This is a genomic window from Kribbella qitaiheensis (assembly GCF_042657745.1).
GTDB lineage: Bacteria > Actinomycetota > Actinomycetes > Propionibacteriales > Kribbellaceae > Kribbella > Kribbella qitaiheensis.
Genome location: NZ_JBHSKE010000013.1, coordinates 267,586 through 284,811, shown reverse-complemented (window position 1 = coordinate 284,811; position 17,226 = coordinate 267,586). Strand labels below are relative to the sequence as shown.

Genomic DNA, 17,226 nt, shown 5'->3' with positions numbered 1-17,226 from the left:
GTCCAGCTCGGCCGCCATCACCGAGACCTGCGACTTCGACAACCGGGTGATGCCGAGGGTCTCGACCAGCTTCTCCATCCGCCGCGTGGACACCCCGAGCAGGTAGCACGTCGCGACCACCGTGGTCAACGCCCGCTCCGCGCGGCGGCGCCGTTCCAGCAGCCAGTCCGGGAAGTACGACCCCGAGCGGAGCTTGGGGATCGCCACGTCCAGGGTGCCGGCGCGGGTGTCGAAGTCGCGGTGCCGGTAGCCGTTGCGGGAGTTGGTCCGCTCCGCGCTCGGCACGCCGTACGGGGCGCCGCAGACCGCGTCGGCCTCCGCACCCATCAACGCGTCGATGAACGTCGTGAGCATCTGCCGGAGCAGATCCGGCGACGCGGTGGTCAGTTGGTCGTGCAGGAACCGGGCAGGGTCGATACTGGTGTTCGCGGTCATCGCGTAGTTCTCCTTCAGAAGCACTGTGGAAGGTCTTCCAAAGGATCACGCGATGACCGCCTCTATGCGCCTACGCCACGCCCATCAGCGGGCCCGCCGTACACCACTCTGCTGGACGCCACTGTGCATGAATCGGCGTGGCGGGCATTGGATCGATGCTCCCGGCGGCGGCAGCCTCGAAGTTGTCAGCTGAAGCGACCGACCACTGCTACCTGGCAGAGGGCGGGCCGAAGCTTCGATTCAGACCATTCTTCGAGATGAGATCAGCATGAGTGAATCAGGGAAGTCCGTCGCCGCGAAGTTGAGGCGCCGCGTATGGGCTCCGGCAGCGATCGTCCTCGCCGCCGGAACAGTTATTGGACTAGCCGTCCTAGAGGCGTCGGCCAACGGGCCCAACGAGTCGGCAGGGGTGCACAACCTGTCCGCTAACCAGCCTGCTCGTCAGCCAAAACCGACCGTCGTACTGGTCCACGGTGCCTGGGCCGACGCTTCCAGTTGGAGCGGCGAGGTCAAGTCGCTGCAGAACGCCGGTTACAACGTGCGGGCGATCGCCAACCCGGTCGAGAACCTGACCACCGATGCTGAGTACGGCCACGACTTCCTCAAGTCGATCCACGGACCGATCGTGCTGGTCGGCCACTCCTATGGCGGAGCGGTGATCACGAACGCCGCCGCCGGACTGCCCAACGTCAAGGCTCTCGTCTATGTCGACGCCGCAGCACCTGCCCCTGGAGAGACCAACGGTCAGCTGAGTGGTGCCGACTCGGTACTTGCGACCAAGCCGAAAACCCAGTTGTTCACGACCACGACGTACCCGAACGCTCCGGCTGGGGCATCCGAGCTGTACCTGAATGAGAACGTCTTCGTACACAACTTCGCCAACGACCTGCCGCGTGCAGAGGCCGAGCAGCTCTGGGCTTCGCAGCGAGGTGCGTCGACGGCCGCATTCGACACGAAGTCCAAGGCGGCGGCGTGGAAGACGATTCCCTCTTGGTACTTCATCAGCACGGGTGACCAGATCATCACGCCGACCTCGGAGCAGGCGATGGCGCGCCGCGCGCACTCCCACGTCACAACCTTCCACGGCGGCTCGCACTTGACTCTGATCTCCCACCCGGACGCGGTCACCGCGGTCATCCGATCGGCAATCAATTCGGTGGGCTGATCTCGGCCACATACTTTGAGCGGGTGCCCTGCGTGGGAGGCAGCGCAGGGCACCCGCGAGTCGTTGCGAGGATGCTGTTCGGAAGGGGTGGGGTCGGGTATTAGCGGAGGACGAGTGTGAGCCCGATCACGAAGAAGAAGACGCTTTGTGAACTGTGGACCGCGATTCCGATGAGAGAACTGCGCCAGCGACGCGAGGGCAGCGCTTCGGCGAACGTGTCGACCAGGAGCGTCTGCGGGATCACCCACGGCTCGTGCAGGTGGTAGCAGGCGAAGAGCACGCCGTTGACCAGCCAGTCGGCTCGGCCGAACGTCCCCATCCGGGGCAGGAGCAGACCTCGGAACAACAGCTCTTCGCCGAGAGCGGTGTTGAAGATGAACACGATGATGAGGAGGGCGAACCAGATCCAGTTGCCGGACATCCACGCCTGCCCGCTGTCGGACGCGAAGAGGAGACTGTTGTCGCGGGCAACCGGAGTAGGGAGTGACGGCAACATTTCTTCGAGGGCCAGCAGCGCCATCAGTGGTAGTACCATCCACCAGAGCCGGTTGCTGCGCCGGCCGGTGCGCGGGCCGACCGGGGCGTTGAGCCACAGTGCGGCCTTGACGACTGGCCAGCGCAAGGTGCCTTGTTCTCGGCGTACGACGATGAGAACGAGGGCGAACTGCCAGATCAGTCCAGCCGCGAGGCACAGGATGAGTGCTTGTGGTAGGGCCATGGGCCCCGAGAAGGCGTGGGCCAGCGCGGGCGCGATGACCCAGGCGAGTATTCCCATAGGAAGTGCGGCCGCTGCCCACACCTTCAGTACGGTGCCGCGGGTCCAGGTTGGGATGTGGACGCCCCGGGTAGTGGTGACGGATGTCGTCATGTCAGGTTCCTTCGCTGGTGGAGTTCGTGTGGTCGTGGCGCTTGCTCCGGTAGGGCGACGGGGCGATCGCTGTCAGCGGTGCGAGTCATGGGCGTGTCCTTTCGTGAAGCTGTGTTGGGTGGCCCGCTGGTCACCTGTTGGCTCCGTCTGCATTCCGGTGCGATCACCAAGCGAAGGTGCGACGGATAGCCCGGATCCGCGAGGTGCGGCGGGGCTGCGACGTGGACGACTGGGCGCGAGCCGCGCGTCGGATCTCGCGGGCGGTACGACGCGCTTGGGCGTCACGGATCCGCTCGTCGACCTGCTGCCGGGCGATCTGGGCGGCGAGTTCGGGGTCGGAGATCATCGAGTACATGAGTTCCTCCTTCGTGGTCGATGCCGGCTGGGACTTCCGTCATTTCTTGGGGCTGAGGATGGTCCTCAGCGGTCCTTGTGGTGTTCACGACGCTATGGGCGTGCACCCGCCGAGCGCGTCGTCGGAAGGCCTTGTTCGCGCCGGCACCAAGCGATGAGTGGCTGTCCTACCTTGGTAGGACGCAAGCAACGATCGCTGCGGGGCCAATGCCCGCGGAGCCAGGACCTTCGGCCCTGATCCGGCGAGGAGTTGCAGGCTGGAATGGGAGCAGGGAAGGCACCTTCGAGATCGTGCCTCGCGGTCTCTGAGAACCGGATGGAGGAACCATGATCGACTCACCGCACATCACCTGGTCGAACGACGGAACGGGTTTCGCGACCTCCGCATCGGCCTACCGGGAGTTCGTCCAGTCCGCCAGACTTCGGCCCCTCGTGGCGACCCAGATTCGTCGCCTGCGCGAGGGTGCCGACGTCGTCGCTGTCGGAGCAGTCATCCGTACGGCCTTCTGCGAGGCGGAATTGCCGCCCAGCATCGTCGCGTCCATCGAAGAGGCCTACCAGAAGCTCGGCGTTGCCGACGTGGAGTTGCAAGTCAGCGGCACGGCGGCCGACGAGCCGCTCGACGAGTTCTTCACCGGGCCGCAGGAGGTGTTCCTTCACGTCACCGGGCTGCAAGCCTTGTTGGCTGCCTGCAAACGGTGTTGGGCGTCGCTGTACAACGATCGAGCCATCATCTACCGCGAGGTACGAGGTATCGACCAGCTGTCGGTGGATCTCTGCGTGGTTGTCCGGCCGATGACCGATCTGGACCTTGCCGCGGAGACGATCGATCAGGTCCTCGAAAGGGTCTGAGGCGCCGGCCTCTGCCGTCCAGGCGGTTGTTCTGCGATGGTCGACAGGTGAGCGAACAGATGGAGGTGTGGGCCGTTGGCCGACCGGGCCCGATCGACGAGGGTCCGCTGCGTCTGATCGAGCGGGCGGTGCCGGCGGCCGGACCGGGGGAGGTGTTGGTCAGGGTGCTGGCTTGCGGGATCTGCCGGACAGACCTGCACCTGTGCGAAGGGGACCTGGTCCCGCGCCGGCCTGACGTCGTACCGGGCCACCAGGTGGTGGGTGATGTCGTGTCCCGGGGTTCCGCCGCGGACAGGTTCGAGATCGGCGACCGGATCGGGATTGCCTGGCTGCGGAGTACCTGTGGGTCGTGCGAGTTCTGCCGGCGAGGGGCGGAGAACCTCTGCCCGCGCTCGACGTACACCGGCTGGGACGCCGACGGCGGGTTCGCCCGTTACGCGACCGTCCCTCAGGACTATGCCTACCGGCTCGACGCGGACCGCGCGCCCGAGGAGCTGGCGCCGTTTCTCTGCGCCGGGATCATCGGCTATCGAGCGCTGGTGCGGGCCGGTCTGCCGCCTGGCGGCCGACTCGGGTTGTACGGGTTCGGGTCCAGCGCTCACCTGACCGCACAGCTGGCGACTGCCCAGGGTGCGGAAGTCTTCGTCCTGACCAGGGGGGAGGCCAACCAGCGCTTGGCCCGCGAGCTCGGCGTCGCCTTTGTCGGCGGCGCCCAGGACACCCCGCCGATGCTGCTGGACTCGGCCATCGTGTTCGCGCCGGCCGGGGAACTGGTACCGCCTGCGTTGCAGGCGCTGAAGCCCGGCGGCACCGTTGCGGTCGCGGGCATCCATCTCAGCGACGTGCCGGTGCTGAACTACGACCGGGACCTGTTCCGTGAGCGCGACCTGCGGAGCGTGACCGCCAACACCAGGCTCGACGGCGAGGAGCTGTTCCGGTTGGTGGCGCGGCTGCCCGTTGCCGCGCACACCACCGTCGTACCGTTCGAGCGCATTGATCGGGCGTTGTCCGACCTGGCTCACGGCCGCGGCTCGGGATCACTGGTCGCCGCAGTCAGCTGGTTCGCTGGCTGATCCGGATCGCGACGACTCCGCGGACCGTACCGGCCAGCACCTCGGCGAGCCGGCGCTCGTGCGGGTCCGAGGGGCCGGACACCGTCACGATGCCGTCGTGCACCTCGACCTGCCAGGCCTGGTTCTCGGCGCGCAGCACGTCGGCGACGTCGTCCCGGATCCGCTGGTCGCGGCCGGCCAGCAGGTGGATGATGTCGCTGCGGCTGAGCATGCCGACCACCTTGCGGTGTTCGACCACCGGCAGGCTCTTCATCATGGTGGTCCGCATCAGGTCGATGGCGACCTCGAGGTCGTCCTCAGGATCGACGCAGACGACGAGATATGTCATCACCTCGGCGACCCGCCGGGCAGGTGACGAGCCGGTGGTCCGCACGGCGGCGATCGGCACCCGGTCCTCGATCAGTTCCGCGTCGCCGACGAGGTCGGCCTCGCTGACGAGGCCGACGAGGAATCCCTTGCGGTCCACCACCGGCACCGCGGTGATCTTCTCGGCGTCCAGCAGTTGCAGTGCCGCCGCGATCGACGTCTCGTCGGTCACGGTGAACGCCGGTGCCGTCATCAGCTCCCGGATCAGCATCTTCCTCACCTCGTCCTGCTCGATAGTCCTTGTGCTCCAACGATGTACCCGGCACCGGCCGCCCGGCAGGGTCCAAAGACCCGGGTCACTCGGGCCGCGCGTTCCGTTCGGTGCGGAAGGTGTGGACGGCGGCCGGTACTGCGAACGCGAGGGCGGGGACGCACCACAGCCAGAAGCCCCAACCGAACAGCATCAGCGCGAGGTGGAACGCGATCACGGCAAGATAGCCGAGCCGTCGGGCGAAGATCAGCAATGCGGCGATCAGGAGTTCGCCGGCGCCGAGGAGCAGCGCCCACAGCCGGGGGTCGGCCATGAAGATGTTCTGCCAGTCGTCGTAGACCCAGTCGAACAGGGCCCCATCGGCGAAAGGCTGATAGCTGTCGGGGTTCCCCAGAGCCAAGCCGATGTGCACAAAGGCGCCGAGGCCGAAGATGGCCACGAAGCTGAGGTGGATGGCCCGCCAGACCAAGACGGACTCGGGTTGGACCTTCGCTCCTGAGGTGGTGGTCATCGGGATCAACCCCCGATCGCGGCCGCCGGGATCACAGCGACGGGGCAGACGGCGTGGTGCAGAACCGTCTGGCTGACCGAGCCGAGCAACATGCCGGCGAATCCGCCCCGGCCTCTCGAGCCGAGCACGATCAGCCGGGCGTCGGCGGACAGCTGGAGCAACTGCTCGGCGGGATGTCCGTCGATGTGGATGATCTCGGCGTCCTGTCCTCCCGGTCGTCCGCGGACGTCGGCGTCCAGTTCCTCTCGCGTGACATGATGCTGCTCGCTGTGGACCGGTTGCGCTGCCACGACTCGTACTCGCAGGCCGTGCCGGCGCGCGTAGTCCAAGCCGAAATCGAGGGCGACCGAGCTCGGCGACGATCCGTCGTACCCGATCAGGACGTGGTCGCCGGTGTAGGTCGGTTGATCGGGGCGAACGACGATGACCGGGCACTGCGCGTTGGCAGCGAGGTCGAGTCCGGTCGAGCCGACCAGCGCTCCCAAGGCGATGCCCAGACCCCGGCTGCCGATCACCACGACGTCGGCGTGCTCCGAGGCCCTGATCAGAACCGGCGACGGGAAGCCGTCCTCGCGCGTTCCGACGACCTCGATCCCGGGTTCGACCTTCCGCGCGAGCTCGACCGACTCCCGGACGATCTTGTCCGCCGCGGCCCGCAGTCCAGGCGCCAGGTCGCTCGGGCCCAGCGGTACAGGAAACTCGGGCCAGATGAATGCATGCACCAGCCGTAGCCCGGTACCGCGGGACGCGGCCTCCGCGGCCGCCCATCTGATCGCGGTCTCGGCAGCCGGCGATCCGTCGATACCTGCCACTACTCGCGACTCTGTCATCGCCTCCTCCTTCTCCTCACTTTCACGATCCATCGCCGCTGGACCCTGCTGCAGAGGCGAAGGTCCCGATCGCTCCGGCAGTTCGGTCAGTCAGCGAACGACCGCCACCGGGCAGGGCGCGTGGTGCACCAGCGACCGGCTGGTGGAGCCCAGGAGCAGCCCGCGGAAGGCGCCGCGGCCTCTGGAGCCGACGACCAGCAAGTCGGCCGAGCGCCCGGCGGCGATCAGTACGTCGTCGGCGTGGCCGCGGACGAGTTCCTGCCGGACCTCTACGTCGGGGTACTTCTCGGCGTGACCCGCGACCGATTCCGCCAGCACGGCGGCGGACTCTTGCTCCAGGGCGTCCAGGTCGTAGACCAGGGGAAGCACGTCGCCCGGACCGGTGCGGACCGGGTCATGCCAGGCCAGCACCGCGGTGAGCGTCGTACTGCGTGCCTGGGCCTGCTCGAAGGCGAAGTCGACGGCCACAGCAGAGATCTCCGAACCATCGACCCCGACGACGATCCCGCCGGCCTGGTCGGAGTCCCACCGGGGCGGGATGACGACGACCGGGCAGTGGGCGTGGGTGGCCACGTGTGCCGACACCGAGCCCGCCGTCAGATCCCGGAACTCGCCCAGGCCGCGGGACCCGAGCACGACCAGAGCAGCCTCGGTGGCCTCCTGCAACAAGGTCGCCGCGGTGCCGCCGAACTCCACCGCCACCCCGACGTCCAGGCCAGGGTGTGCTGAACGGATTCGTCGGCACGTCTGGTCGAGCAGTTGCTCGGCGGCGAGCTGCAGTTGTTCGTTCGGCAGCGTGACAGCGGGCCTCATCGGGCTGCTCACGACCGGCAGTGCGAGCACGTGGACCAGGCGCACCCTCGCGCGCCTGCGTTCCGCCTCGTCGGACGCCCAGTCGGCGGCCGTCTCGCTGGCGGGGGAGCCGTCGTACCCGACGACGATCGTGGGCCTTTTCGGGGTGGTCATGACGAGCTGCCTTCCTGGAGGGGCCACTGCCAGTCGCGGATCTCGGGCAGGTCGTCGCCGCGCTCGAGGATGTAGGCGTGGTGCCTGGTTCGCTGGTCGGTCAGCCATTGCCGGACCTGTACTGCGCGCTGCCCGAGCCCGGGCACCCGGTCGATCACGTCGATGGCGAGGTGGAACCGGTCGAGGTCGTTGCGGACCACCATATCGAAGGGCGTGGTGGTCGTGCCCTCCTCCTTGTAGCCACGGACGTGCAGGTTGTCGTGGTTGTTGCGGCGGTAGGTCAGGCGGTGGATCAGCCACGGGTAGCCGTGGTAGGCGAAGATGATCGGCTTGTCGGTGGTGAAGAGGGCGTCGAACTCCGCGTCGGGCAGGCCGTGCGGGTGTTCCGCGGCCGGTTGCAGCCGCATCAGGTCGACCACGTTGACGAGCCGGATCTTCAACGAGGGCAGGTGTTCCCTGAGCAGGCTGACAGCGGCGAGCGTCTCGAGCGTGGGCACGTCACCGGCACAAGCCATCACCACGTCGGGATCGCCTTCGTCATTGCTGGCCCAGTTCCAGACGCCGAGTCCGCGCGCGCAGTGCAGCTCGGCGGACTCCAGGTCCAGCCAGTCCTCCTGCGGGCTCTTGCCCGCCACGATGACGTTGATGTAATCGTGGCTGGCCAGGCAGTGCGCGGCGGTCGACAGCAGGGTGTTGGTGTCCGGCGGCAGGTAGACGCGGATCACTTCCGCCTTCTTGTTCACCACGTGATCGATGAAGCCGGGGTCCTGGTGGGAGAAGCCGTTGTGGTCCTGTCGCCACACGTGCGAGGTGAGCAGATAGTTGAGCGACGGGATCGGCCGGCGCCAGGACAGCTTGCGGGTCACCTTCAGCCACTTCGCGTGCTGGTTGACCATCGAGTCGACCAGGTGCACGAAGGCCTCGTAGCAGGAGAACCAGCCGTGCCGTCCGGTGAGCAGGTAGCCCTCGAGCCAGCCCTGGCAGGTGTGTTCGCTGAGGATCTCCATCACCCGGCCGTCCACGGCGAGGTGCTCGTCGGTCGGCAGCACCTCGGCGTTCCAGGCCTTGTTCGTCACGTCGTACAGCGCGTCCAGCCGGTTGGAGGCGGTCTCATCGGGTCCGAAGACGCGGAAGTTCGCTGCGGACTCGTTGGCCCGCATCACGTCCCTCAGATAGGTGCCGAGCACTCGGGTGGGCTCGTGCGGGCCGCTGCCGGGATGCGGTACGTCGACGGCGTATTCGGTGAGCCTCGGAAGCTCGAGGTCACGCGAGAGCAGGCCACCGTTTGCGTGCGGATTGGAACCCATCCGGTGTTGACCTTCAGGGACCTGGTCGAGGAGTTGGGGAGTCGGCCGGCCGGACTCGTCGAACACTTCTTCCGGCCGGTAACTGCGAAGCCAGTCCTCCAGCATCGCAAGGTGTTCCGGGGAGGTACGGACCCCTGACAGGGGGACCTGGTGCGCGCGCCAAGTGCCCTCGACCTGAACTCCGTCGACCACTCGCGGACCAGTCCAGCCCTTCGGCGTGCGCAGTACGATCATCGGCCAGGTCGGCCGGGGAGCACCCGGTTCGGCGTTGGCCTGGATCTCGGCGATCTCGTCGAGCACCTGGTCGAGCGTCGCCGCGAGAGCCTGGTGGACGAGTTCGGGGTCGGAGCCGTCGACCAGGTACGGCCGGTAGCCGTAGCCCTCTAAGAGGCTGGTGAGCTCGTCGTCGCCGATCCGGGCCAGGATCGTCGGGTTGGCGATCTTGTAGCCGTTGAGGTGCAGGATCGGCAGTACGGCGCCGTCGGTCCGCGGGTCGATGAACTTGTTCGAGTGCCAGGACGCCGCCAGCGGGCCGGTCTCGGCTTCACCGTCGCCGACGACGCAGGCGACCACCAGATCCGGATTGTCCAGGACGGCGCCGTACGCGTGGCTGAGGGAGTAGCCGAGTTCACCGCCCTCGTGAATCGAGCCAGGCAGCTCAGGAGCCACGTGACTCGGGATACCGCCGGGGAAGGAGAACTGGCGGAACAGGCGGTTCATCCCGTGCTCGTCCCGGGGTACGTCGGGGTAGGTGTCGCTGTAGCTGCCTTCGAGCCAGGTGTTCGCGGCGATCGCCGGACCACCGTGCCCGGGCCCGATCACGTACATCATGTTCAGGTCGCGTTGCCTGATCACCCGGTTGAGGTGGGCGTAGAGCATGTTCAGTCCGGGGGTAGTGCCCCAGTGGCCGAGCAGCCTGGGCTTGATGTGCTCCGGCCGCAGCGGTTCGGTCAGCAGTGCGTTGCTCAGCAGGTAGATCTGTCCGACGGACAAGTAGTTCGCCGCACGCCAGTAGGCGTCGAGATCCAGGACCTCGTCGGCTGTCAGCGGCTTGTCGGTGATCTGATGCATACTCGCTCCTCGGGGATCGCCACGTGTTGTTCAACCCTGCGGTTCACGACAGCGGCGCCTCCAGGGCCGAAGGTCCGTTCAGCCAGGCCATAGGTAACCGCTCACGCCGGTGGAGGCTCGTCGAGTGGCCGGCAGACGTAGCGTTCGACGAGCTCGAAGGGACCTCGGTGAACGGAGACCTCGTTGCGCCAGATGATGCGATCGGGGCGTTCCAGGTGCCAGAAGAGGCGGATGCGGACCTGGGCGTGGTCGTCGATGGTCTGGAAGGTCAGCAGATCTCCGTCGATCCAGCCGCGGAGCACGTCGGTGTGCCCGTAGCAGTCGGCGATGGTGGCCCGGTACTCCTCGGCGGCCGGATCCCACCCCGCCACCCAGTGCAACTGCCAACGCAGTACGAAGGTGCCGTTCGGCAAGTACTGGTCCTGCTCATAGTCGCCCATGATCCAGCGGCCGTCCTGGATGAATCGGTGATGTCCGTGACCGGTCGCTGTCATCCGAGGACTGCCCGGGCCCATTCCACCGGCTCTGATCACGCCGGCCCAGCACACGTCGCGGTGAAAGCGGGCAAGGGCGTCCATCTCGGCACCCGGGCTGACGGGCTTCGGCACGGTGTCGGTGAGCGTGCTGACGATTCCCCGTCCAGAGCTGGTTGTAGGGGGCGATGTCGCGGCGTTCATGGCTGGCTCCTCTCGCGGGTACGCCGGTGTCAACTCGAACGTAGGGAGCGGGCTCCTGCGCGGAAAGGGCCGAAGGTCCGGTGCTGGATGTCCCTCTGGCCCTGCTGGGGAAGACCTCTCACAGGCTGAACTGGGGGTGGCCGAATGACCCCGAGTCCGAGAGGACGACCGACGATGACCACGTCCGAGTACACCGAGCACGTCGCCGGTGGTGACCACCTGGCCGCCGCCGTGGCTGTCGGGTGGGACGCACTCGCTGCCGACGGCTCCGTCGTACACATCCGTCCGGTGCGGGCGGATGACGAGCAGGCGCTCGACGAGCTCAACCACCGGGTCTCGGACCGCACCATCTACCTGCGGTTCTTCGCTCTGAGCCGCTATGCGGCCGACCAGCACACGCATCATCTGACGACCGCCGATCCACTGGACGGGCCTGTCGCCCTGGTGGCCGAGGTCGACGGCGGGGTCGTCGGCGTGGCCAGCTACGAACCGATGTGCACGGACGAGGCGGAGATGGCCTTCCTCGTCGACGACGCGGTCCACGGACGCGGGATCGGCACGCTGCTGCTGGAGCAGTTGGCCGCTATCGCCCGCGAACGGGGCATTCGCCATCTGCATGCGGACACACTCGCCGAGAACGGCCCGATGTTGCGGGTCTTCATGGATTCGGGCTTCACCGAGGTTCACGAACTGGGCGACGGCCTGGTCGAGTTGTCGATGGATACCGCGTACGCCGCTCGCACGCTGGACCGGATGGCCGAGCGGGAACGCGCCGCAGAGAAGCGCTCTCTGAAGCCGCTGCTGGCTCCGCGGTCCGTGGCGGTGATCGGCGCCGGTCGCGAGGCCGGCGGGATCGGGCATGAGGTCTTGATGAATCTCGTCGATGGCGAGTTCACCGGGCACCTGTTCGCGGTCAATCCGCACGCGGACCGGATCGGGGAGATCCGCGCCTACCCGTCGATCGCAGACGTTCCGGGGCCGGTCGATCTGGCGGTCATCGCCGTTCCGTCGGCGGCCGTGCCGGCGGTCGTGGAGGCCTGCGGTCTCGCGGGTGTGGGTGGCGCGGTGATCCTCACGTCGGGGTTCTCCGAGCTCGGAACCGAGGGCCGGCAGGTCCAGGGCGACCTGCTGAAGCTTGCCCGGCGCCACAGCCTGAGGCTGATCGGCCCGAACTGTCTGGGCATCGTGAACACCGCACCGGAGATCCGGCTCGATGCCACGTTCGCCAACGTCCGTCCGTTGCCCGGGTCGCTCGCCCTGGCCGCGCAGTCGGGTGCCGTCGGCATCGCGGTGCTCGATCACGCCAGTCGCGCCGGGCTGGGCATCTCCGAGTTCGTCTCCCTGGGCAACAAAGTCGATGTCAGTGGCAACGACCTGCTGCTGCACTGGTGGAACGAACCGCACACCGACGTGATCGGTCTCTACCTGGAGTCGTTCGGCAATCCTCGCAAGTTCGGCCGGCTGGCCCGGCTGGTGGGACGGACCAAGCCGGTACTGGTGGTGAAGGGTGGCCGGTCGAGCGGTGGCCGCCGGGCAGGTGCTTCGCACACTGCTGCGGCAGCGACTCCCGACACCGCTGTCGACGCGTTGTTCGCGCAGTCGGGGGTACTGCGGATGGAGACCCTGGAAGAACTGGTCGACGCCGCTCGAGTCCTGTCCGGCCGCCCGCTCCCGCGCGGCAGCCGCCTGGCGATCGTCGGCAACGCGGGCGGGGCCGGAGTACTGGCCGCTGATGCCGCCGGCACGCTGGACATCGACGTACCGGAGTTCAGCGCCGTAACGGCCGCGGAGTTGACTGAAGCCACAGGCGCCGTCGGCGCGGGGAACCCGGTCGACCTCGGTGCCGCCGCGACACCCGCCACCCTGGAGCAGGCCATCCGGGTCATCCTCGACAGCGATGAGGCGGACGCCGTCCTGGTCACCTACGCGGCGACCCGCGCCGGTGATGTCGGCGAGACGTACGCCGCGATCGCCAGGGCGGCCGCGGATTCGACCATCCCCGTGGTGGTCACCTGCCTCGGTGCGCCGAACGCTGAGCCACAGATCCTGCTCGCGGATGGCTCCAAGCTGCCGGTGTTTCCCTTCCCCGAGACAGCTGTCCGGGCGCTGGGCCATGCGATGCGGTACTCCGAGTGGCGTGCGCGTCCGCAGGGAATCGTCCCGGAGATCTCCGGAGTCGACGTCGACGGCGCACGGGCGATCGTCCGGCACTTCCTCGCCCAGCAGAGCGACGGCGGTTGGCTCGATGCGAAGCACGCCGAGGAACTCATGCGGTGCGCAGGGATAGCGGTGGTGCCAGCCCTAACCGCCTCTGATGTCGAAGCGGTGCTGGCTGCCGGCGAGCGAGTCGGCTATCCGCTGGTCTTGAAGACCGCAGCTCCCGGCGTCGTGCACAAGACGGATGTCGGTGGGGTCCGGATCGGCATCACGGACGCGACCGAGCTCGAGCAGGCCTATCGCGGTATGGCGGTGGCAGTCGGCGATCCCCACGTGATCGTGCAGGCCATGGCGGCCCCCGGTGTGGAGCTGGTGGCCGGTCTGGTCCGCGATCCCCTCTTCGGTCCGGTGCTGATGACCGGTAGTGGGGGAGTCCTGACCGATCTGCTGGCCGATCGCCGCTGGCGCGGCCTGCCTCTGACGGACCTGGACGCGGAGGAGATGGTGCGTTCGCTGCGGTGTGCCCCGTTGCTCGCCGGCTATCGCGGAGCCGCGCCGGCCGACGAACCCGCAGTACTGGAGGTGCTGCACCGGATCGCCTGGCTGGCCGAGGCCGTCCCCGAGATCGCCGAGCTCGACATCAACCCGCTGATCGCCGCCCCCACCGGAGCCTTCGCCGTCGACGTCAAGCTCCACCTCACCCCGGCCACCGCCGAGCCGGACTGGCACTCCCGCCACCTCCGCTGATCCGCACGGCGAAGGTCCCACCCGGGAAGGGCATTTCTGCCCTGCCCGGCGGCCGCCCGGTGACGGAGGGTCGGGGGGACAGAGAACTTCGAGCAATGGAGGTCGACCGACCATGAAGGCACTTGTCTACAACGGACCCGGACAGCGGAGCTGGCGAGAGATGCCCGACCCGGTGATCCAGGACCCCGAGGACGCGATCGTGCGCGTCGATGCCGTCACCATCTGCGGCACGGACCTGCACATCCTGAAGGGCGACGTACCGACCGTCGACCACGGCCGGATCCTCGGTCACGAGGCTGTCGGCACCATCACCGAGGTCGGTGACGGCGTCCGCGGCGTCACCCCTGGCGACCGGGTGCTGGTCTCCTGCATCACCTCCTGCGGCCGGTGCGAGTACTGCCGGATGGGTCGGTACGGTCAGTGCCTCGGCGGCGGTGGCTGGATCCTCGGGCACCTGATCGACGGGACCCAGGCCGAGCAGGTCCGGGTGCCGTTCGCTGACCGATCGGTCTACAAGCTGCCTGACAACGTGAGCAACGAGTCCGCGCTGTTGCTGGCCGACATCCTGCCGACGTCGTACGAGGTCGGCACCCTGGCCGGTCAGGTCTCACCGGGCGACACCGTCGTCATCGTCGGCGCGGGACCGATCGGACTCGCGGCGATCACCACCAGCAGGCTGTTCAGCCCGTCCAGCGTGATCGTGATCGAAGCCGCGCCGGCGCGTCAGAAGGCCGCGCTGGATCACGGTGCGGACTTGGTGTTCGGGCCGGACGACGACGTCGTTGCCACGATCAAGGAACTGACCGGTGGTCTCGGCGCCGATGTGGCGATCGAGGCGGTCGGTGTGCCTGCGACATTCGAGCTGTGCACTCAGGTGATCCGGCCGTGTGGCCGGGTGGCGAACGTGGGTGTCCATGGTGCGCCGGCGACGCTGCACCTGGAGGAGCTCTGGATCAAGGACGTCACCATCACCACTGGTCTGGTGGATACCCGGACCACGCCGCGGCTGCTGTCGATGCTGGCTGCCGGCCGGCTGGCGATGCCGGGCCTGATCACCCACCGCTACGGCCTGCACGAGATGCAGGACGCGTACGACGTGTTCTCGCGAGCCGGTGAGACCGGTGCGTTGAAGGTGGCCCTGTTCAGCGACGAGTCCAAGGACATCGAGGGCTGACGCGACGCTGCCACCGACGGGGCGCGACCGTGACGAGCTGCTCCATGCAGCCGTCGCGGGCGCTGGCTCGTCCACGATCCGCTGGGCTGGACCCACCCTCAGGCCGTCGTCCGATTCGGCTACGGCCCACCGGTCCCACCAACGCCACGCCGCCCGATCAGCGACGTATTGCTGGGGTAGTCAGGCGGTAGGGCTGCACGATCTCCGTGCGCCAGTTGTCGGGGTCTCCAGTCGGCGGGTGGTGGTAGACCTCCCAGCCCTCGGTATCTGGGCGGGCGCCGCGTTGGCGGAGCCAGTCGCGGACCAGGTCATGTGCGGTGCCGATCCCGTCGTACTGGCCGACGTACATCGTTACCGCGACAGGTCCGGCGGGGAGGCTGGAAGCCTGCACGAGGCCGTCGGTCAGTACAGGCGTCGGCATCGGGAAGCCGGCTTCGACTGCGACCACGCCCTTGGGCATCGTCTGGTACCGGGCGAACGGGAATCCGTTCGGCATGTCCCCGCGGACGCGGAGAGCCTCGGCGACCTCGACAAGGGCGGTAGGCAGCCAATCGGTCAGCCTGGTGGATTCGAGCACCGCTCGCCGAACGGCGGTGGGTTGTGCCTCGAGAGTCCGGGTCTCGATCAGAGCGGTGTGCATGAGTTCGTCTCCTCTTCCGACGACTCCAGCACACAGGTTCGGCCCGGCTCCCAGCAGGGCCGAAAGTCCCGACTTGTGAACCAGCGCGGCAACCGCTGCGTGACAATGCCGTCCGGAACCGAGCAGCAGCACCAGGCCGCCGAGCGGCAGAATAGGAGCGGATCGGTCAGCGGATTATGGCGACTGGGCAGGGGGCATGGTGTAGGACGTGTTGGCTGGTGGAGCCCAGTAGGAGGCCGGTGAAGCCGCCCCGGCCGCGGGAGCCCACCACTAGCAGGTCCGCGCCCTCCGCTGCCTGTAGGACCGCGCGGGCGGGCCGGCCCGGGATGAGGCGGACGTCGACCTCGGTGTCTGGGTGGTCCGCGAGCGACCCCGCGAGTGCTTCGGCGACCAGGACCTCCGCCGCCTTCTGTACCTTCGCCTCGTCGAACACGAGCTCGCCCTTCCCGTTCTCGTAAGTCGAGAACGGGCTGTGCCAGGCGTGCACCACCACGAGCCGGGCGCCGATCTCCTCGGCCTGTTCGAAGGCGAAGTCGGTGGCCCGCGCGGACACCTTCGAGCCGTCGAGGCCGAGGACCACGGTGGGTGTGGTGTGCAAGGTCGGCTGTGTGTCGGCGGGGACGATCACGACCGGGCTGTGCGCGTGGGCGCTGACCTGCACAGCGACCGAGCCGAGGACGGCGCCGCTGAATCCGCCGAGGCCGCGGGAGCCCAGTACGACGATCCGTGCCTGCGCCGTCTCCTCGATCAGGGATGCGGCGGGCGAGCCCTCGAGCAGCGAGGTCTGTACGTCGAGCCGTGGGTGCTGTAGCCGGATACCGTCCGCCAACGCCTCGAGCCCACGCTCACGCGCGGTCCGGAGCGCTGCCAGCGGTACGACCTTGCCGGGCGAGGGGCGGCTCACGATCTCCAGCTCGAAAATCTCGACGATGTGCAGCGGCGCGTGTTCGCGAACGGCTTCGGCCGTGGCCCAGCGCAATGCCGCGGTACTTGCCTGTGAGCCGTCGTACCCGACGACTACCGGGGCGTTCTTTGACGACATGGTTCCTCCTCGAAGCCGGCACATCTACATTCTCGGTCCACCGTCCCATCAGGTCGGGACCTTCGACTCTGAACAGCCGGGGGGTCCGGCAGCGATGCTGTAGGTGCAGGGGAGCTGACCGGCTCGCCGGGAACGGGACACCAGACGGTGGCCGAGGCCACCAGATCCGCCGTCGTCAAGACGGAAACCCGCTTCACGGCGAGCCGGCCCGTCCCCCGCTTGGACCGACGCCGGCCGGCGACGGAGTGAGGTCTACGCCCTGGATCGATTCGTGGATGTGCCGCGCCCACTGCTTGATGGTCAGCCAGTCGCGGAAGTCGCCGGCCAGCTGGCCTCGTGCGAGCCATCGAGAGACCACGCCGGTCGCGGAGTCCTGCTCGAGTCGGCCGGCAAAAGTCATCGGTTCCGCCGCACCGATCTTGCGGATCAGGCGGGCGACATTCGGCGGCGCGGTCTGGGGAGCATCGCGGTCGGGACCGATCGGCCCGCTGTGGAACAGCCAGACCTGGCGCTCGCGTAGCTCACTCCTGTGCCGCCGCAGGAAGCGCACCGCGTCCTGGCACCAACCTCGGGGGTAAATCGCGCTCCCCAGTACGACGACCTCGTAGCCGCGCAGCGAGCCGACGTCCGCGACACTGCGGACATCGACAGGGTGGCCGCAGCGGCGAAGCTGGTCGCCGATCGCTTCTGCGATGCCTGCCGTCCCGCCCATCCTGCTGGCGTACGTCACCAGCACCTTCGTCCCGGCCATGTCGCCTTCTCCGTCCACTCTCGTCATGC

Annotated in this window: 17 protein-coding genes; 5 read left to right on the top strand and 12 right to left on the bottom strand. The window is 67.9% G+C overall.

Annotated features, from left to right (window positions below; all coding sequences use genetic code 11):
- On the bottom strand, positions 1–435 hold a 435-nt coding region (locus ACFPJ1_RS13925; RefSeq protein ID WP_380104019.1), incomplete at its 3' end, for a transposase.
- 268 nt (positions 436–703) lie between these two features.
- Between ACFPJ1_RS13925 and ACFPJ1_RS13920 the strand changes: the two genes are divergently transcribed.
- Positions 704–1,600, top strand: a complete 897-nt coding sequence (locus ACFPJ1_RS13920; protein ID WP_380104018.1) for an alpha/beta hydrolase — start codon at positions 704–706, stop codon at positions 1,598–1,600.
- A 100-nt stretch (positions 1,601–1,700) separates the two neighbouring features.
- On the opposite strand, the gene ACFPJ1_RS13915 is transcribed toward ACFPJ1_RS13920, so the two are convergent.
- Positions 1,701–2,468 carry a CPBP family intramembrane glutamic endopeptidase gene (locus ACFPJ1_RS13915; protein ID WP_380104017.1) on the bottom strand — a complete coding sequence of 256 codons (768 nt, stop codon included), beginning with the start codon at positions 2,466–2,468 and terminating at the stop codon, positions 1,701–1,703.
- A 163-nt stretch (positions 2,469–2,631) separates the two neighbouring features.
- Positions 2,632–2,823 carry a hypothetical protein gene (locus ACFPJ1_RS13910; protein ID WP_380104016.1) on the bottom strand — a complete coding sequence of 64 codons (192 nt, stop codon included), beginning with the start codon at positions 2,821–2,823 and terminating at the stop codon, positions 2,632–2,634.
- Positions 2,824–3,149: 326 nt separating this feature from the next.
- Between ACFPJ1_RS13910 and ACFPJ1_RS13905 the strand changes: the two genes are divergently transcribed.
- Together ACFPJ1_RS13905 and ACFPJ1_RS13900 are read left to right on the top strand one after the other, a co-directional pair.
- Positions 3,150–3,674 carry a PEP/pyruvate-binding domain-containing protein gene (locus ACFPJ1_RS13905; protein ID WP_380104015.1) on the top strand — a complete coding sequence of 175 codons (525 nt, stop codon included), beginning with the start codon at positions 3,150–3,152 and terminating at the stop codon, positions 3,672–3,674.
- 47 nt (positions 3,675–3,721) lie between these two features.
- Complete coding sequence (locus ACFPJ1_RS13900; protein ID WP_380104014.1) at positions 3,722–4,747, top strand: zinc-dependent alcohol dehydrogenase family protein; 1,026 nt, start codon at positions 3,722–3,724, stop codon at positions 4,745–4,747.
- Here the strand turns inward: ACFPJ1_RS13900 and ACFPJ1_RS13895 are convergent.
- The 6 genes from ACFPJ1_RS13895 to ACFPJ1_RS13870 form a co-directional block, all read right to left on the bottom strand.
- Positions 4,728–5,324, bottom strand: a complete 597-nt coding sequence (locus ACFPJ1_RS13895; RefSeq protein WP_380104013.1) for a CBS domain-containing protein — start codon at positions 5,322–5,324, stop codon at positions 4,728–4,730. The genes ACFPJ1_RS13900 and ACFPJ1_RS13895 overlap by 20 nt on opposite strands.
- A gap of 85 nt (positions 5,325–5,409) precedes the next feature.
- Positions 5,410–5,835, bottom strand: a complete 426-nt coding sequence (locus ACFPJ1_RS13890; RefSeq protein WP_380104012.1) for a hypothetical protein — start codon at positions 5,833–5,835, stop codon at positions 5,410–5,412.
- Between the two features lie 5 nt (positions 5,836–5,840).
- A complete protein-coding gene (locus ACFPJ1_RS13885) occupies positions 5,841–6,665 on the bottom strand; it encodes a universal stress protein (protein ID WP_380104011.1) in 825 nt (274 codons plus the stop codon).
- Between the two features lie 90 nt (positions 6,666–6,755).
- A complete protein-coding gene (locus tag ACFPJ1_RS13880; protein WP_380104010.1) occupies positions 6,756–7,631 on the bottom strand; it encodes a universal stress protein in 876 nt (291 codons plus the stop codon).
- Entirely contained in the window at positions 7,628–10,009 is a 2,382-nt protein-coding gene (locus ACFPJ1_RS13875) for a phosphoketolase family protein (RefSeq protein ID WP_380104009.1), read from the bottom strand. The genes ACFPJ1_RS13880 and ACFPJ1_RS13875 overlap by 4 nt, the downstream gene beginning before the upstream one ends.
- Before the next feature lie 101 nt (positions 10,010–10,110).
- The gene (locus ACFPJ1_RS13870; protein WP_380104008.1) at positions 10,111–10,686 is read right to left on the bottom strand and encodes a hypothetical protein; all 576 of its coding nucleotides are present in this window, start codon (positions 10,684–10,686) and stop codon (positions 10,111–10,113) included.
- A 174-nt stretch (positions 10,687–10,860) separates the two neighbouring features.
- On the opposite strand from ACFPJ1_RS13870, the gene ACFPJ1_RS13865 reads away from it, so the two are divergent.
- Together ACFPJ1_RS13865 and ACFPJ1_RS13860 are read left to right on the top strand one after the other, a co-directional pair.
- Positions 10,861–13,590, top strand: coding sequence for a bifunctional acetate--CoA ligase family protein/GNAT family N-acetyltransferase (locus ACFPJ1_RS13865; protein WP_380104007.1), 2,730 nt, complete (start codon positions 10,861–10,863; stop codon positions 13,588–13,590).
- A gap of 112 nt (positions 13,591–13,702) precedes the next feature.
- Positions 13,703–14,764 carry a zinc-dependent alcohol dehydrogenase family protein gene (locus ACFPJ1_RS13860; RefSeq protein ID WP_380104006.1) on the top strand — a complete coding sequence of 354 codons (1,062 nt, stop codon included), beginning with the start codon at positions 13,703–13,705 and terminating at the stop codon, positions 14,762–14,764.
- 157 nt (positions 14,765–14,921) lie between these two features.
- Here the strand turns inward: ACFPJ1_RS13860 and ACFPJ1_RS13855 are convergent, their stop codons facing one another.
- The 3 genes from ACFPJ1_RS13855 to ACFPJ1_RS13845 all read right to left on the bottom strand — a co-directional run bounded on the left by ACFPJ1_RS13855 (position 14,922) and on the right by ACFPJ1_RS13845 (position 17,224).
- Complete coding sequence (locus ACFPJ1_RS13855) at positions 14,922–15,404, bottom strand: GyrI-like domain-containing protein (protein ID WP_380104005.1); 483 nt, start codon at positions 15,402–15,404, stop codon at positions 14,922–14,924.
- A gap of 166 nt (positions 15,405–15,570) precedes the next feature.
- Positions 15,571–16,446, bottom strand: a complete 876-nt coding sequence (locus ACFPJ1_RS13850) for a universal stress protein (protein ID WP_380104004.1) — start codon at positions 16,444–16,446, stop codon at positions 15,571–15,573.
- Between the two features lie 193 nt (positions 16,447–16,639).
- On the bottom strand, positions 16,640–17,224 hold the full coding sequence (locus ACFPJ1_RS13845; protein ID WP_380104003.1) for a flavodoxin domain-containing protein: 585 nt from the start codon (positions 17,222–17,224) through the stop codon (positions 16,640–16,642).
- Between the last annotated feature and the right edge of the window lie 2 nt (positions 17,225–17,226).

Bases quoted from the DNA above. Each gene is read 5' to 3' on its own strand.
- ACFPJ1_RS13910 (WP_380104016.1), bottom strand. From the start codon at position 2,823: ATGTACTCGATGATCTCCGACCCCGAACTCGCCGCCCAGATCGCCCGG.
- ACFPJ1_RS13915 (WP_380104017.1), bottom strand. From the start codon at position 2,468: ATGACGACATCCGTCACCACTACCCGGGGCGTCCACATCCCAACCTGG.
- ACFPJ1_RS13880 (WP_380104010.1), bottom strand. From the start codon at position 7,631: ATGACCACCCCGAAAAGGCCCACGATCGTCGTCGGGTACGACGGCTCC.
- ACFPJ1_RS13865 (WP_380104007.1), top strand. From the start codon at position 10,861: ATGACCACGTCCGAGTACACCGAGCACGTCGCCGGTGGTGACCACCTG.
- ACFPJ1_RS13905 (WP_380104015.1), top strand. From the start codon at position 3,150: ATGATCGACTCACCGCACATCACCTGGTCGAACGACGGAACGGGTTTC.
- ACFPJ1_RS13870 (WP_380104008.1), bottom strand. From the start codon at position 10,686: ATGAACGCCGCGACATCGCCCCCTACAACCAGCTCTGGACGGGGAATC.
- ACFPJ1_RS13855 (WP_380104005.1), bottom strand. From the start codon at position 15,404: ATGCACACCGCTCTGATCGAGACCCGGACTCTCGAGGCACAACCCACC.
- ACFPJ1_RS13890 (WP_380104012.1), bottom strand. From the start codon at position 5,835: ATGACCACCACCTCAGGAGCGAAGGTCCAACCCGAGTCCGTCTTGGTC.
- ACFPJ1_RS13895 (WP_380104013.1), bottom strand. From the start codon at position 5,324: ATGCTGATCCGGGAGCTGATGACGGCACCGGCGTTCACCGTGACCGAC.
- ACFPJ1_RS13920 (WP_380104018.1), top strand. From the start codon at position 704: ATGAGTGAATCAGGGAAGTCCGTCGCCGCGAAGTTGAGGCGCCGCGTA.
- ACFPJ1_RS13850 (WP_380104004.1), bottom strand. From the start codon at position 16,446: ATGTCGTCAAAGAACGCCCCGGTAGTCGTCGGGTACGACGGCTCACAG.
- ACFPJ1_RS13875 (WP_380104009.1), bottom strand. From the start codon at position 10,009: ATGCATCAGATCACCGACAAGCCGCTGACAGCCGACGAGGTCCTGGAT.
- ACFPJ1_RS13860 (WP_380104006.1), top strand. From the start codon at position 13,703: ATGAAGGCACTTGTCTACAACGGACCCGGACAGCGGAGCTGGCGAGAG.
- ACFPJ1_RS13845 (WP_380104003.1), bottom strand. From the start codon at position 17,224: ATGACGAGAGTGGACGGAGAAGGCGACATGGCCGGGACGAAGGTGCTG.
- ACFPJ1_RS13885 (WP_380104011.1), bottom strand. From the start codon at position 6,665: ATGACAGAGTCGCGAGTAGTGGCAGGTATCGACGGATCGCCGGCTGCC.